Here is a 14,633-nt window from a genome sequence, read left to right as displayed (position 1 = left end):
ATCTGAGCTGTGGAAACACCTGCGGAAACATCGATGCAGCTGCCCAATAACCTGCCCGATGATTTTTGGGAGGCTTCAAGCGCACGTCTTGCCGAACAGCGTGCCGCCTTATGGCGCATGGTCAAAACGCAAGGCATTTGTGCAACTCTAGGCATTGTTGGCGGCGCATTATTTGTCGATAAGAAGCATCGAATCTGCGCGATCCCCACATCCCCAGCACCATTTGTCGATACGCACGGCCATCTCAGTTGCTTGCGAACACATAGTGCATCGGTAGCGCTTGCCCGCGCTGCGCTTGCGGGGGTTCGTGTGCTGGTCAGCCCCGCCGATCCTCTCGACGAAATTCCCTCTAAATTTGCAACCCCAGCAGCCTACGTTTCGTGGATCGACGCGCAAATCGAAGATGCGCATAAGCTGCTGGAACTGTGCGCGAACGAAGGTCTGATGCCGCCAACATTTGCGGGATACGAAAGCGCGCCCGCATTGCTCGATGCAGTCTACGTGGTTGCAGGAGTGCATCCGTATGGAGCGGCGCAGTACATGCACGACAAGACGCAGTCTCGCGTGTTGATGCAGGCATTTTTGACAAACCCCCGCTGCCGTGGCGTGGGCGAGATCGGCATTGATTTTGGCCCGTATAACAGCCTTGATGCTGGGGTGCAAGCCGACGCCCTTCTCGACCAGCTCATGCTCGCCCGTGCGTATGAGCTTCCCGTTGAGTTGCACGTGCGCAACGATGCTCAGCATCAAACAAAATCCGCGCATAATCTGGTGTACGAGCTGCTTGAACAGCGGGCGACGCAAACCCGCGCGCAGAACGTCGCGCCTTTGCGTTGCGAGCTGCATTGCTTTACCGAGGATGCGCCCACGATGCAGCGTTTTACCGATAAGGGCATCTACGTGGCCTTTGGTGGGGCAAGTAGCTTTGCACGTTCCCAGAAGATCCGTCAGGCTGCAGCAGCGTGCCCCGAGCATTTGATCTTATCGGAGACGGATGCGCCTTATATGGCTCCCGTACCTGTTCGTGGTCGCGAGTGTGAAAGCGCAATGGTTGGCTTTACCGCTGGACACCTTGCGCGTGTGCGAGAAGAACAAACGGGCATCACGAAGCACAGTACGTATCAAGCTTTGTGGGATAACGCCCACAGATTTTTTGCGCTTGGCTTAGCGTGATTAAGCAGCTTGTGGATAGGCTTGTAAGCCAGATTGGATGTTTATTTCGCAATGAGTTCTGATACCGTAATGAGTTCTGGTGCCACGCCTTCGCACGAGTCCGTGCAAGATACCAGCAATGATCAGTGCAACGCCCAGTATGACGGACGGCACGAACAATCAGCTGACCAGCACGAACCCCAACAGAGTCAGCGCTATGTGGTCATAGAACCACGCCGTAAATTTACGTTTACCTGGTCAATTCTCGCAATTTTTGGTATTCAGTTTGGCTCGGCCTTCCTCAGTATTGGAATTGCTAAACTTTTGAGTCTTGCGCATATCTATATTCCCAAGGGCAATGTGGCGATGATATTCGTTCTTGCGATAACGACTGTCATAACCTTTGGATTCATGGCAATTTTTGGTGGTTGGCGCTCACTGGCTCTTAAAAAAATTGATCTGCTGCATGCGCTTAGGCATAGTTGGTACTTTTTAGCGTTGGCGCTCATACAGCTTGGAATTTCGTTGAGCGAAATCCTTTCTTATCGTGGTGCTATTTTGGGTAATTGGCCGCAGATTTTACTGGAAGTATGTATCCTGTGCATCTTTGTAGGCATTTCGGAAGAGGCAATGTTTCGAGGCATTGTCGTCGGAGGATTTTTGAGCCGTTATAGTAAAACAAAAGCAGGATTTTATACCTCGATTATGCTTTCGGCCCTAATTTTTGGGTTGATGCACCTCACGCCGACAGATCGTATAACGCCGCTCGTTTTGTCTCAATATGCGCTCAAAGTTTTACAAACAGGCATGCTCGCACTGTTCTTCTCGGCACTTGCTTTGGAGTATAAAAGTTTCTGGGGCGCTGCTCTTCTCCACTTTTTATGGGACTTTTTCCTGCTTGCCGGCCCCTCGCTTATACAGCAGTCGCTAGAGCCCAGCTATATCGAAACTGGTTCGCAAGGGTTTGCAATAACTATATTTTATGTAGTCATTATTGTGTTGCAGATTCCCATTGTGGTGCATGCCTTTAGGCGTTTTGCACATCACACCAGGCATTTGCCGTACGTGAGCTGGTTTTCTCGCACGAGTATATTCGAAGGGGAGCTTTCGGATATGGTGCTTACGTCTGCGGGCGCCGCTGTTCCCGAAGAGCAGTTTATAGCGTTGCATACTCCTGCCGAGGTCAAACAAATAGTTGATACGCCAGCGTCTGCGCCAGGAGCTGTGACGGTGCCTGCGTCAGCGGCTGTGACGTCGAGCCCAGTAACAGAGGCGTCATCCTACACAGAATCCAACTCCGGATCCGACGCATCCAACAACGCATAGCGCAAATCTAACACCTCACGTGTAATGCACATAACTCCAGATAAATGACCCTGTTTTACTCACGCTTGACCATTGGGGTTTTAGGCTTACAAGCGCATAGTTTCCTGCTAAGCTCCATCTATACCAACCGTGCTGTCGAGAAGTTCGTGTAGCAGCGGCGCTGTTGCCTGCTAAGAGCTTCTCTCGGCAACTGGCCCTGTGAACAACCGCCTCAAAGGAGCGTCTATGGCGCTATGGAAGGAGCTTATACAACAAAGTGCTGAACTTATGTGGCCTACACGCTGCATTGCGTGCAACAGGCCAGGAGAGTTGCTGTGCGGCGCATGCCGACCACAATTCAAATGGATAAATCAACGTTGGGCTTGCCGCAGCTGCGGTGCGCCTTATGGCTGGCTGTGCTGCACAGCATGCGATAAACACTGGGAAGAATTTTCGAGTGTGGTGTGCAGCACCTCATTTGAGGGCTGGCAGGCTCATATGGTGAGCGCCTTAAAGGATGAGCACGAAACACGTCTTGCTCCTGTTATGGCTGCCGCCATGGCGTGCTCGTTGGATGAAGCCTCAGGCTGGGGACGTATTCAGCTCTCTTCGCTCGATGCGATCAGCTTTATTCCCGCAACACAAAAAGCATATATGCGTCGTGGGTTTGATCATATGGAGTTGGTGGCACGCGCCTTAAGCGAGTTTTTATCGATTCCGTATGTCGATGTGCTGTATAAACAAAAGACCGCTGACCAGCGAGGACTTTCTCGACAGCAACGCCAAATCAACCTGAGAAACAGCATTAGCCTTGCGAGTGATGTTTGCGGTGCACAGCTGCTCTTAATCGACGACGTCCTGACGACGGGGGCGAGCATGCGTGCCGCAGCACAAGCCTTGTGCTATAAAGGTGTTAAAAAAATTATTGGGTGTACCTTTTCTAGAGTCTGGTAGTTGCGACGATAACCGCAGCACTTGCGCGCTGCTTTTAGGCAGTCGCGAATATTCGCAGCTCTTCGCTGGCGTTCTATTGGGTAGCGCTGATATAATGAATGCGTCTTTCGCTAGGCTGTGGTTGCGGATGTGCCTCTACACACATCCTAGTCCAAGGCAGACGAGGCCAAAAGGATCCACGTAAGTTTAGCGGGTTGCAGCTTGCTGCGCCTCGTTAAGCGAGCATGGCTCGTCCTAGAAGTAAGTCGTACCGTTCGTTTGAATAAAGGCATAGGGCCTTGCGAACGAGAGCATTAGTCGTGCGCATACCTCAGGCAAAGCCACAAGGCCAGCCAGGGGATATGCAAGCAAACGTGCCAGTATGCGAGTGTGGGGTCAAATACCAGGTCAGCTAACGAAAGGCACCTTGTATGGGCATGAAGGATTGTACTATGGCAAAGACAGCATGTTCTAAGAGGGGTGGTTATGTGCACAAAAGTGCTCAAGAGAGCAAAAATGCTCAGACGTGTAAAAATCAGCACGCAACGCTTCGCCGCGCCCTGCTTGCATCTGCGAGTGTAATGCTCGCCTGCGGCTTGTGCGGCTGTTCTCTTCCTGTTGTGGGAACCATTACGACCACTACCGTGCAACAGGCACAAGATCAAAAAATCAAATCGTTAACTCCCAAGGTCGATGACAAGGCCCTTATAGAGCCAGGAACCTTAACGGTTGGCCTCACTTCGTCCAGTAAAGTGTTGCCATACTTTAGCCAGATTGACGAGAAGACCAATCGTGGCATCGACATCGAATATGCTTGCGCTCTAGCAAATCACCTAGGCTTGCAGGTAAAATTTGTGCATGTCCCCAGCACCCAAGCGCTAGGCAAGCAGTGCGATATTGTCATGAATGCCGAGCAGCAAAAGAGCTCCGAGCAGTCGGGCGAGGCTGCCATTTCGGTGCTTGGTCAGTACACTGCAGGCGCAACAGGTTTTTTCGCAAAAACCCAACAAAAATCTGACACTCAGCAACCATCCACGGGCGCCCAGCAGCCACCTGCGGACACCCAAAAATCTGACGAGAAGACCGCGCAATCAACAACCCCATCCGCCACAGAAGATGCCGCTGCGCCCACAGGCATCGCAAAAGCGTCTAATATTGCAGGAAAAAAGGTTGGTGTGCAGGCTGATTCGGCAACCAAAAATCTCTTGGGTAGTTCTTCTCTGCAGGTGGAGCAAAAAGAATTTGCCGACATCGAAAGCATTTTTAAAGCGCTTGCCGATGGCAGCATCGACTACGCTCTGTGCGATGTGCGCCCTGGTTTTGTGCTGGCGCGCAAGCACAAAACGATTTCGTTTGCAGGCACGCTGGACACGCCACAGCATCGGGGCGTGGCGGTCTTATCGTCCAACGAAGCCCTGAAGGCGGCGCTCGACACGGCTGTTTCGACCGTTTCGAACAATGGCATCCTGGGATACATTACCCACTATTGGCTCGGTGCCGATATGGCCTTATCCGAGAAGACCAAGGTAGAAGGCATAAGTTTTGCGAATACAAGCACAACACCCTCTTCGTCAGCAAAGCCATCAAACATACCATCGCTTCAAACGGGCAACAATGGTGCGGTAACAATTCCGTCTTCGGGTGACGGCTCAACGGCGGGCTCAAACGCTGCAAAAATTAAATAGGGGATTGTAGGGGGGGCTTGGTCAAGAGCCGTTTGACCGCAAACTCAAGCGCTGCAAACTCAACCGACGCAATCCCAAATCTGCAAGAGCGTCTTGTGCTATCAACGTTTTTTTACGACCAACGTTTGCGTAGCCATAGCAACCTTTTAACCGTCGCACTGCCCTCCAAAGTTTTACGCAGAGAGCTTTAGGGTATTACTATGAATAAGTACCTTGTGCACAATGTAGGTGCGTGCAACGTGACGTAGCTGATTTGCCGTGCCAACAAGCAGCCAACGTCCGCAGCCAGCGCACCCCACGAGCGGCGCAAGGTGGGTAGTCCTACAACCGAGGAGGCACTTATGGTCGATATCAAAGTATCCGGACGTAAAACTACGGTTACCGAGGCTTTGCGCCAAGCAGTGCAAGAAAAAATTGGTTCTGCGCTTAAAGTATTTGATATTTCACCAATGTCGTGCGACGTGGTCTTGCGTGTCGATAAAAATCCCTCTATTGCACAATCGCAATCGGTAGAAGTCACTGTGTTTGTGCGCGAGAATGTCGTGCGTGTTATCTCTTCTCACAGCGATATGTACGCCGCTATTGATGAAGCTGCATCCAAAGTTACCCGCCAGCTGCGCAAATACAAGACCCGCATCATCGATCGTCGTCAGCGCACCACATCCCAGCGCACAGCAGCTCCTGCTTCAGAACATGAGGTGTCCGATTTCGCTGATCTTCTCGAACCCGTAGATGATGAGCTCGTTCGCGAGAAGATCATCGACTTGACGCCGATGTCCGAGGAAGAAGCGCTCGTACAAACCGATCTTATCGGCCATGATTTTTATGTATTCGAAAATGCCACAACAGGCTTGATCAATGTCGTATATCGTCGTCATAATGGCGGTTATGGCATTATTAAGCCCAAGATTGAGGAACTGCATGAGTAAAGAAAAAACAGCATCACTTATTAACCTTGTTGGCAATGATTTTAAGCACTTTCATGCGCACAAAACCTGTCACATTATTGTGGACTCCTGCGCCGACTTTGCGCCCGACGTCCCCGAGCAGCTTGGCGTAGAGGTCATAGAGTTTCCGTATGTGATGGATGGCGTCGAGCATTTTGACGGCAGTTACAAGACGATAAGTGCGCAGGAGTTTTATAACCATATGCGCAAGGGAGCTCGTATTACAACCTCGGCCGTTACGCCTGGTCGCTACCTTGACGTGTTTACGCGTGCCGCTCAAAAGGGCGTGCCGACCCTATACTTGGGCATGACGGGTGGTCTTTCGTCAAGCATTGATGCCGCCCGCCAAGCAGCTCAGATGATCAAGGATCAGTATCCTGACTTCGAGCTGTACATTTTGGACAATCTCTGCCCTTCAGCGGCAGCCGAGCTTTTGGCGATTGAAGTGACGCGCCTAGCGGGCAATGGTCTTTCGGCGCAAGAGTTGTATAACTGGGCTCAGGATGCTCGTTACTTTATTCAGGGCTACTTCACGCTCGATACCTTGGATACGCTAGCTGCGGGAGGGCGCATTCCTCCTGCAGCTGCTCATGTTGGCAGCAAGCTCGACATCAAGCCCGAGCTTTCATATGACCTCAACGGTTCTTTGACTTTGTGTGGCATGTGCCGCGGTCGCAAGAAGGCTCTGCGCGCTATTCTCAAAGATTTCCGTGAAAATTATTCACGCGATCCCTTCCTACCCATCGCAATTGCCACGGCCGATGCCGATAAGGACGGCGATTGGCTCGAGAAGGAAATTCGCAAAGAGCCTGGGTGCGAGGATGTTGTCATCATTAGAAGTCACATTGGACCTGTTATTGGTGCACACGTTGGTCCTGGCATGGTGGCACTGGTCTTTTGGGGCAGCGACCGTCGCGAGAAGATCTCTTTGACGGACCGCATTGCACGCAAAATTAGGCGCGAGCGTTAAGGGCACGCATTGCACGTGTGCACGTGCTGACGGCATGCGTCGCTAGGCACGAGTGCACTACCAATACCGCAAGGTTACAGCAAGAAAGTGAGCAGGCATGGCTGTTACAAACATACATCGCGTTGCCTTTATCGGCACGGGCATTATGGGCACGCCCATTGCGCAACATATCATGGATCATGGCTACGAGCTGACGGTGTACAACCGCACCAAGCAAAAGGCTGACGAGCTTGTAGAGCATGGTGCGACCTGGGCAGACTCAGCGGCCGCTGCAGCTGTGGATGCTGATGTCATCTTTACCATGGTCGGCTATCCTTCCGATGTCGAGAAGACCTATCTTGCCCAAGACGGCCTGCTCAGAGCAGCAAAAAAGGGTACGTGGCTCATCGATTTGACAACCTCGTCCCCTCAGCTTGCGCGTGATATTCACGCCGCCGCACAAGAGCTGGGGCTCTATGCTTTTGATTGTCCTGTAACGGGCGGACAAGCAGGCGCACAAGCAGGAACACTGACGGGCATTGCGGGCATTTCTGAGGGGGAAGCCGCGCCCGTAGCTGAGCTCCTGAGCTGCTTCACGAGCCGTATATTTTACTTTGACGGGGCAGGGCAGGGTCAAGTGGCCAAGCTTTGCAACCAGGTCTCGCTGGCCTCATGCATGGTTGGCATGGCCGATGCGCTTGCATTGGCGCAGCTTGGCAAGCTCGATTGCCAAAAAATGGTGGAGATGGTTGATTCTGGTATGGGCTCATCGCGTGCGCTGCATGATTTTGCGCCAAAAATTTTAGACGGAGATTATCGCCCAGGATTTTTGTCCGAGCATATGCGCAAAGATATTCTGCTCGCGCTGGACGAAGCTGAAGAGTTGGACATTACCCTTCCTGGAACTGAGGTTGCTTACACCTTGTACGACATGCTCTGTCAGATCAATGGTTCGCGCCTAGGCACCCAAGCGATCTCGTTGCTTTATGCAGAAGAGGCCGATGGGGTAGCCGCAGGACTTGATTGGTCGAATTACAAGCACGAGATCGATCCTCGCGAAGAGGCCTGTGAGAAGCACAATTCCAAGAATAGCTGCGAGTGTGGCGACACCACCGATGACGAAAATAGTTGTGACTGCAGCACCGATACAGCTGACGCCAGCTGCGACTGTGACACCGACAATGCCAGTGCCAGCCGTGGCTGCGACACAGACAACAAATCCTGTGATGCATAAGGAGTGTTAGTGCCAGATCCAGTACAGCAAGCCGCGGGTAGCAATATTAGTTTTGGTGTTGCAATTGTCGCGATTCTTCTCTTTATTTTTGGTGCCGTCTTAGGTGAGCATATGGCCGAGATCTGGGGCTACAAGCTCGTCACTCGTCGCGATTATTTTCTTGCAAACCTTGGATGGTTTGTTGGATGTATTTTTCTATCGTCGCTAGTATGGACTTTGGGATGGTCGACGCTGACGGGATTTTTCTTCGGTATTTTAGCAGGCGGTATGGCAGGCTTTAAAATTGCCTTCGGTGAGTCCATTGGTCCATGGAAGGTGCTCGACAAGTATTTTAAGGTCAACAAAAGCCATGTTGCTGCTGCATCTGACCCGCAGGCAGCCAAACGTCGTCATGCACGTAAGCAGTATAAACAGGGCAAGGCTCCCAAACCAGAGTACATAAGCACGGCGCAGAGTCCTGTGACCAGCACATCTGCGTCTGCATCCAAAGCCGCAGCACCCAAACCCAAATCGGCCGCAGCATCCAAATCAAAGTCTGCTGCATCATCCAAATCAAAATCGTAATACGTACACCCTTTGCAAGCGCAAGGCCTGCAAAGGGTTCTTTTGAAAGGTAGTTTTTGTGAATGATTCAACTCAAAGTTCCATGGCCGTGTTTATCGACTATGAGAACCTTGCATTAGGCACGGGCAAGCGAAAGAAAAATGGCCATCAGGAGCCAGGCCCGCAGCCCGACATCAAGCGCATTTTCGAGCGCCTGGTCGATAAGGGCCGAATTGTGGTCAAGCGCGCCTACTGCGATTGGCAGCGCTTCGAACCAGCCATCACTCCCTTGCATGAACTCGGCATCGAACTTATCGAAATCCCCGATCGCGCGTACACGGGCAAAAATTCGGCGGACATTCGCCTTGCCGTGGACGCTGTCGACACCTGCCTGAATCGCGAGCACATCGACACCTTTGCCATCCTTTCGGGCGACTCGGACTTCTCGCCCTTGGTGTCGAAGCTCAAAGAGTTTGGCAAGCAGGTCATCGGCGTGGGCATGCATCCTTCGACGAGTTCGTTACTGGCCGAGAATTGCGACGAATTCATCTATTACGAAGATATTATGAGCTCGGGCCGCGTTCCTGACTTCACGAGCAAAGTGCCTGTCGAGAAACACGACTGCTATCAGCTGTTGTTCGAGACGATTGATGCCGTACAAGGCGAAAGCGACTCTTCCATCTTTGCATCGCAGCTCAAGAGCACCATGCGCCGCAAACGCCCGCAATTCTCGGAGCGCAGTTATGGCTATGGCAACTTTACACAGCTGTTGCACGAAGCAAGCTCGCTCGGGTTTATCAAGATGCATATCGATAAAAGGAGCGGTACGGCGGTTGTCGACGGCTTCAAAGAGTAGTAATAATAAAGAGGAAATGGTAGAGAGTCGGCTAGCGATTCAGCTAACAGGTCGGCTAGCAATCTAGTTAACAAGTCGACTAGCGATCCGGCTAGCGCGATACAACACAGAAGCTTGTGTGAAAGGGGTTTGGCATGTCAGACGTTTCGGCTGAGCATATTGGCATGCTCGTCGAGTTGCTTGTTGGTGCAAGTCGTCGTGAGCGTCAAGAAGCTGCACATGAACTTGCGCTTGCTGCAAAAGAGGATCCAAATGTGGTGTGTGAGCACCTTAAAGTGCTGGTTAAAGCGCTCAAGGTGTCCGAGGCGCAGACGCGCTGGGAAATTATGGATATCCTGACGTTGGCATGCTCCGAGCATGCTGATGTTGTTGCGAAGGCACTCGGTGCAGCAGAGGATGCTCTTTTTGATGAAACATCGGCAACGGTGCGCCTGAGCGCGTTTCGCATGCTTACCCGTCTTGCCGCAACCACACCCGCGCGTTCTAAGCGCATCTGGCCCCTGCTTGATGAGGCAATCCAGTGCTTTCATGGGGATGCCGAATACCGCGACATGTTAAGCAGTCTGGTCGATTTTGCGCAAGGCAACATTGCTCCAGCGACCCGCCAGGCGCTCATCGACCGCGTAAAGTTTGATGCGCAAACTGCGGACGGCTACATAAAAACCTATTCCGAAAATATTATTGCAGCAACAGGTACATCTTTAAAACAGCCTTAAGTCTAGATAAAAAGCCGTTTACCTTACCTACACGCTTTTTGCACCATTCAAAAATAAGTTAGTGTTAGTCTAAGACCGTATTTGTGTCCTCGAGAAAGTGAAAGAGCACTATGGATAATCAAAAAGCAGTAAATGCCGTAAAGACTGTACCTTTCTGGACGGTTTTGGTTGTGGCAATCGTTGCTCTGGCCATTGGCTGGGCAATCGGTCGCTTCTTCTTCGGTTCGGCGGGTTCGGCAAATGGCAAGATCACGCTCAAAGAAAACGAGCTTGATACCACCATTGGTACGCTTACCTATAAGAACAAGACCGAAAAGATTACGGCCCGCGAAGCCATTGAGGCAGCGACCTCGCTGAAGGCCGCCAAGAATAAGGATGGCGTCTATACTGTTCCTGGTGCCGATAAGGTGCTGGCTGTCGCACGTAACAAGATTTTGGCTCAAGCTTGCGACGAAGCAAAAATCAACGTCACCGATGAGGACATTCAGCAGTATGCTGAGAAGACCCTCAAGACGAAGGATTTGAAGCAGATCGCCTCTAAGTACTCCATGACCGAAGAGCAGGTCAAAAAGCTCATCGGCCAGTCAGCTCGTGTCAAGAAGCTCTACAACTCGGTTGTCAAGACTGCTGATGTGCAGGCACCCGCTGCTCCCAACAAGCCCAAAGATGGCAACAACGATGCCGCAACAGAAGAATACGGCAAGTACATCATTGGTCTTCTCGGCGATGAGTGGGATGCCAACAAGGGTACCTGGGCAAAGACCGATGGTAAGTACTACAAGGCTCTGAAGGATCAGAAGTTCACCGCCACTTCCGCCAGCTATGCGCAGGCTCAGGCTGCCTACTATGTTGCGTACCAGGAGTACTCCAGCAAGATGGGCGACGCTAACGCAAAGTGGAGCAAGTTTGTCAATGAGCGTCTGTCTCAGGCAAGCATTCAGATCTCGACTTTGGTGTCGTAGCACGCATAACTTGCCCGCATACCAGTTTTGATTAGTATGGAGATGAGAGCCGACGGGGTTCTCATCTCCTTTTTTGAAAAGCGCCTTTAAAAGCATCTTTGCAAGCATGTTTGAAAGAAGGGTCGCAGCATGCGCGTTATTATCAGCGAATGTTTGTTGGGCGTGCCCTGCCGTTTTGATGGTTCTGCAAAGCCCAGCCGAGAAGTCCGCGAGCTTGCGCGAAAAACTGAGGTCTGTGCCATTTGCCCCGAGGTGACGGCGGGCCTTTCGACGCCGCGTCCGCCAGCAGAGCGCCTCGGCGACGCAATCCTTCTGAAGGATGGCACCGATGTCACGCAAGCGTTTTTGACAGGCGCCCGTAAAGAACTCGAACGCGCACGGCGTTGTGGCGCCCGTATAGCGATTCTCAAAGCAAAAAGCCCCTCCTGTGGCGTGTCGAAGATCTATGATGGTACGCATACGGGCACGCTCGTTTTTGGGGATGGAATATTGACGCAACTCCTTAAAGAGGAGGGGATTTGTGTGGTAACAGAAGAGGCACTCGCGACCATAAAACCTTCGGTGGAGCATCCAGTGGCGATCATTTTGGGCACTGGTTTGGCGCATCTTGCGCACTTGGTCACACCCGTGCGCAGAATTGCCTATGCCGATATCGATGGATTTCCTGCAGGTGCGCCCGCTCAGCCTGGGCAGGTCTTTGAGGCAACCATAGGTACCATTGATGAGGTTCCCGTGGTGGTGTATCCAGGTCGTCTGCACTTGTACCAGGGATATACAGTCTCAGAGGTGGTGTCTTTAGTTCGTCATGCGCATAAACTTGGCTGCCGTGACATTATTTTTGCCTGCGCGACCGCAGGTATTGCAGGTAACGCCCATCCCGGCCTGGGCATTATCAGCGATCATATAAATCTGACGGGAATAAACCCCTTGGCGGATCCGCACACCTTGCGTGATCTCCCCACCGCTTTTATCAGCATGCGCGAAGCGTACTCACCCTATTTATGCAGCTTGACGCAGAGTATTGCAGAGGATCTGGGTATTGAGCTGCAAACAGGTGTGCTTGCACAAACGCTTGGCCCCAGCTTTGAGACGGCTGCCGAAATCGAGGCACTGCGCCGTAGTGGCGCAAGTTACGTGGGCATGTCGGTTGCCTGCGAAGTGATTATGGCTCGCGCACTCGGGATGCACGTGCTAGGCCTGACGCTCGTTGCGCACCAAGCGGGCGCATCCGAGATTTCGCACGAGAGCATTCGTCAGGTCGCCGAGGCACGCTCCGAGGATTTTGAACGCCTTGTGTGTGGCGTGCTACGAATGCTGTAGTTTATGAAAACCCCTTGCGCAAACTGCAATTTATACGTATAGTTACAAGACGCACGCCAGCTTAGCTCAGTTGGTAGAGCATCGCTCTCGTAAAGCGGAGGTCATCGGTTCGAGTCCGACAGCTGGCTCCAGAAAAGTAAAGGTCAACGACACATGGTGTCGTTGACCTTATTACAAACTCGCCTTGCAGGGCCAGTGCTTTCAACGGAAGGTGCGCTACCTGTACGGGTGCGCTACGCGACAGCTGTGTTCCGCCGCAATTGCAAAACGAAAGGTGCGCTATGCGAACATTTAAAAAATCAACCAAGCTCGAAAATGTGTTATACGATGTTCGTGGACCTGTAGTGGATGAAGCCAATCGCATGGAAGCTCATGGTATGCACGTGCTCAAACTTAACATTGGCAACCCCGCACCCTTTGGTTTTCGTGCGCCCGATGAGGTGGTCGAAGACATGCGCCACCAGCTGGCCGATACGGAAGGTTATTCCGCAAGCCGCGGGCTCTTCTCGGCGCGCAAAGCCATCATGCAATATGACCAACTCAAGCACATTCCCAATGTCGGTATGGACGACATTTATACGGGCAATGGCGTCTCGGAGCTCATTAATCTAACCATGCAGGCGTTGCTCGATGCTGGCGACGAAATTTTGATCCCTAGTCCCGATTATCCGCTGTGGACCGCGTGTGCTACGCTTGCGGGCGGCACGGTGATGCACTATTTGTGTGACGAGAAGGCCGACTGGTATCCCGACCTTGACGACATCCGCTCTAAAATTACGAGCAATACCAAGGCAATTGTCATTATTAACCCGAATAATCCCACGGGCGCGTTGTATCCGCGCGAGCTGCTCGAGGAGATCGTCGAGATTGCGCGTGAGCACCAGCTCATCATTTTGTCGGACGAGATTTACGACCGCTTGGTTATGGATGGCGAGAAGCACACCTCGATTGCGTCTCTTGCACCAGATCTGTTTTGCATTACCTACAATGGCCTGTCAAAGTCGCACATGATCGCTGGATATCGCATTGGTTGGATGAGCCTTTCGGGCAATAAAGACCTGGCGAGCGACCTTATTTTGGGCATCAACATGCTTTCCAACATGCGTCTGTGCTCCAACGTGCCCGCGCAGTCCATCGTACAAACCGCGCTCGGCGGCTTCCAGAGCGTTGAAGGTTACTTGGTTCCTGGCGGCCGTGTTTATGAGCAGCGTGAATATGTGTACAATAGCTTGAAGGAGATTGATGGCGTCAGTGTCATCAAGCCCAAGGCGGCCTTTTATACCTTCCCCAAACTTGATCCCAAGAAATTTAATATCACCGACGATGAGCAGTTTGCCCTTGATTTGCTGCGAGATAAAAAAGTCCTCATCGTGCACGGTAAAGGCTTTAACTGGGAAACGCCAGGATACTTCAGGATCGTCTTCTTGCCACGTTTGCAGACGCTGCAAGAGGCCATGGCAAAGATCGCGGACTTCCTAAGCTATTATCATCAGTAAGCGCGAAGCGCAATCGGGCGGTCAGTCGTTTGCCGCTGAGCCTGTTGCCACTGCTACAGCCGCTGCAGTTGTTGTAAATAACTGCGTTTTTGCACGCCGCGGCCTGTTTTTTGGCTTGTTTCATTTCCCGTTATACCGTACACTCAATACGGGTCTTGTACTTGGGCACGACGTGTCCTTACGAGAGGTAGCGCATGATAAGTATTGAGCAATTTTGGGCAATGGTCCAAACGAATCCATTTTTGGCCATTGTCATGTTCTTGGTTCTCGGTACCATTTTTGTCAATGGTGCCACCGACGCAGCAAATGCTATTGCCGAGCCAGTTGGCACACGAGCAATTAATGTAGATGCTGCTATTTTTATGAGTGTCGTTTGCAACTTCATCGGTCTTATCGGTATGACGTTGGTATCGACTGCTGTTGCCGATACGATGAGTGGCATGGTGGACTTCGGTGGCGATTCACACGCGGCGCTTATTGCGCTGGCGGCTGCTACGGTGGGCATTGTGACTTGGGCTTCGATCGCTTGGGTTTT

Annotated in this window: 13 protein-coding genes, 1 tRNA gene and 1 pseudogene; all 15 read left to right on the top strand. The window is 51.9% G+C overall.

Translation table 11 applies throughout. The features are described from left to right. Positions 1–9: 9 nt before the first annotated feature. Positions 10–1,173: a TatD family hydrolase gene (locus HMPREF3192_RS05680; RefSeq protein WP_231723379.1), complete on the top strand. Its 1,164-nt coding sequence runs from the start codon at positions 10–12 to the stop codon at positions 1,171–1,173. Between the two features lie 51 nt (positions 1,174–1,224). Continuing rightward, the gene (locus HMPREF3192_RS05675) at positions 1,225–2,478 is read left to right on the top strand and encodes a CPBP family intramembrane glutamic endopeptidase (RefSeq protein ID WP_082715682.1); all 1,254 of its coding nucleotides are present in this window, start codon (positions 1,225–1,227) and stop codon (positions 2,476–2,478) included. A 225-nt stretch (positions 2,479–2,703) separates the two neighbouring features. Further along, positions 2,704–3,411, top strand: coding sequence for a ComF family protein (locus HMPREF3192_RS05670; RefSeq protein WP_066306301.1), 708 nt, complete (start codon positions 2,704–2,706; stop codon positions 3,409–3,411). 431 nt (positions 3,412–3,842) lie between these two features. Beyond that, the gene (locus HMPREF3192_RS05665; RefSeq protein ID WP_066306299.1) at positions 3,843–5,075 is read left to right on the top strand and encodes a substrate-binding periplasmic protein; all 1,233 of its coding nucleotides are present in this window, start codon (positions 3,843–3,845) and stop codon (positions 5,073–5,075) included. 341 nt (positions 5,076–5,416) lie between these two features. Then, positions 5,417–6,004, top strand: coding sequence for a ribosome hibernation-promoting factor, HPF/YfiA family (gene hpf / locus HMPREF3192_RS05660; RefSeq protein WP_066306297.1), 588 nt, complete (start codon positions 5,417–5,419; stop codon positions 6,002–6,004). After that, positions 5,997–6,992, top strand: coding sequence for a DegV family protein (locus HMPREF3192_RS05655; protein WP_066306295.1), 996 nt, complete (start codon positions 5,997–5,999; stop codon positions 6,990–6,992). Before hpf ends, HMPREF3192_RS05655 begins: the two co-directional genes overlap by 8 nt. A 97-nt stretch (positions 6,993–7,089) precedes the next feature. Next, positions 7,090–8,205 carry an NAD(P)-dependent oxidoreductase gene (locus tag HMPREF3192_RS05650; protein ID WP_066306291.1) on the top strand — a complete coding sequence of 372 codons (1,116 nt, stop codon included), beginning with the start codon at positions 7,090–7,092 and terminating at the stop codon, positions 8,203–8,205. Positions 8,206–8,214: 9 nt separating this feature from the next. Then, on the top strand, positions 8,215–8,769 hold the full coding sequence (locus tag HMPREF3192_RS05645; protein ID WP_066306289.1) for a hypothetical protein: 555 nt from the start codon (positions 8,215–8,217) through the stop codon (positions 8,767–8,769). Positions 8,770–8,827: 58 nt separating this feature from the next. Continuing rightward, positions 8,828–9,604, top strand: coding sequence for an NYN domain-containing protein (locus HMPREF3192_RS05640; RefSeq protein WP_066306288.1), 777 nt, complete (start codon positions 8,828–8,830; stop codon positions 9,602–9,604). Between the two features lie 134 nt (positions 9,605–9,738). Beyond that, on the top strand, positions 9,739–10,320 hold the full coding sequence (locus HMPREF3192_RS05635; RefSeq protein ID WP_066306287.1) for a hypothetical protein: 582 nt from the start codon (positions 9,739–9,741) through the stop codon (positions 10,318–10,320). 110 nt (positions 10,321–10,430) lie between these two features. Further along, entirely contained in the window at positions 10,431–11,282 is an 852-nt protein-coding gene (locus HMPREF3192_RS05630; protein ID WP_066306284.1) for a hypothetical protein, read from the top strand. 129 nt (positions 11,283–11,411) lie between these two features. After that, a complete protein-coding gene (locus tag HMPREF3192_RS05625; RefSeq protein WP_066306280.1) occupies positions 11,412–12,602 on the top strand; it encodes a 2-thiouracil desulfurase family protein in 1,191 nt (396 codons plus the stop codon). Between the two features lie 55 nt (positions 12,603–12,657). After that, positions 12,658–12,733 (top strand) — tRNA-Thr (locus HMPREF3192_RS05620). Positions 12,734–12,883: 150 nt separating this feature from the next. After that, a pseudogene (locus HMPREF3192_RS05615) lies at positions 12,884–14,098 on the top strand (aminotransferase class I/II-fold pyridoxal phosphate-dependent enzyme); the annotation flags it as partial. A gap of 194 nt (positions 14,099–14,292) precedes the next feature. Beyond that, positions 14,293–14,633 (top strand): inorganic phosphate transporter (locus HMPREF3192_RS05610; protein ID WP_197414581.1); only part of this gene is annotated, 341 nt, incomplete at its 3' end.

It is taken from the genome of Atopobium deltae, assembly GCF_001552785.1.
In the GTDB taxonomy this organism is placed as follows: domain Bacteria; phylum Actinomycetota; class Coriobacteriia; order Coriobacteriales; family Atopobiaceae; genus Atopobium; species Atopobium deltae.
The sequence above is the reverse complement of the archived record's forward strand: the minus strand, read 5'-3'. Positions and strand labels throughout refer to the sequence as shown.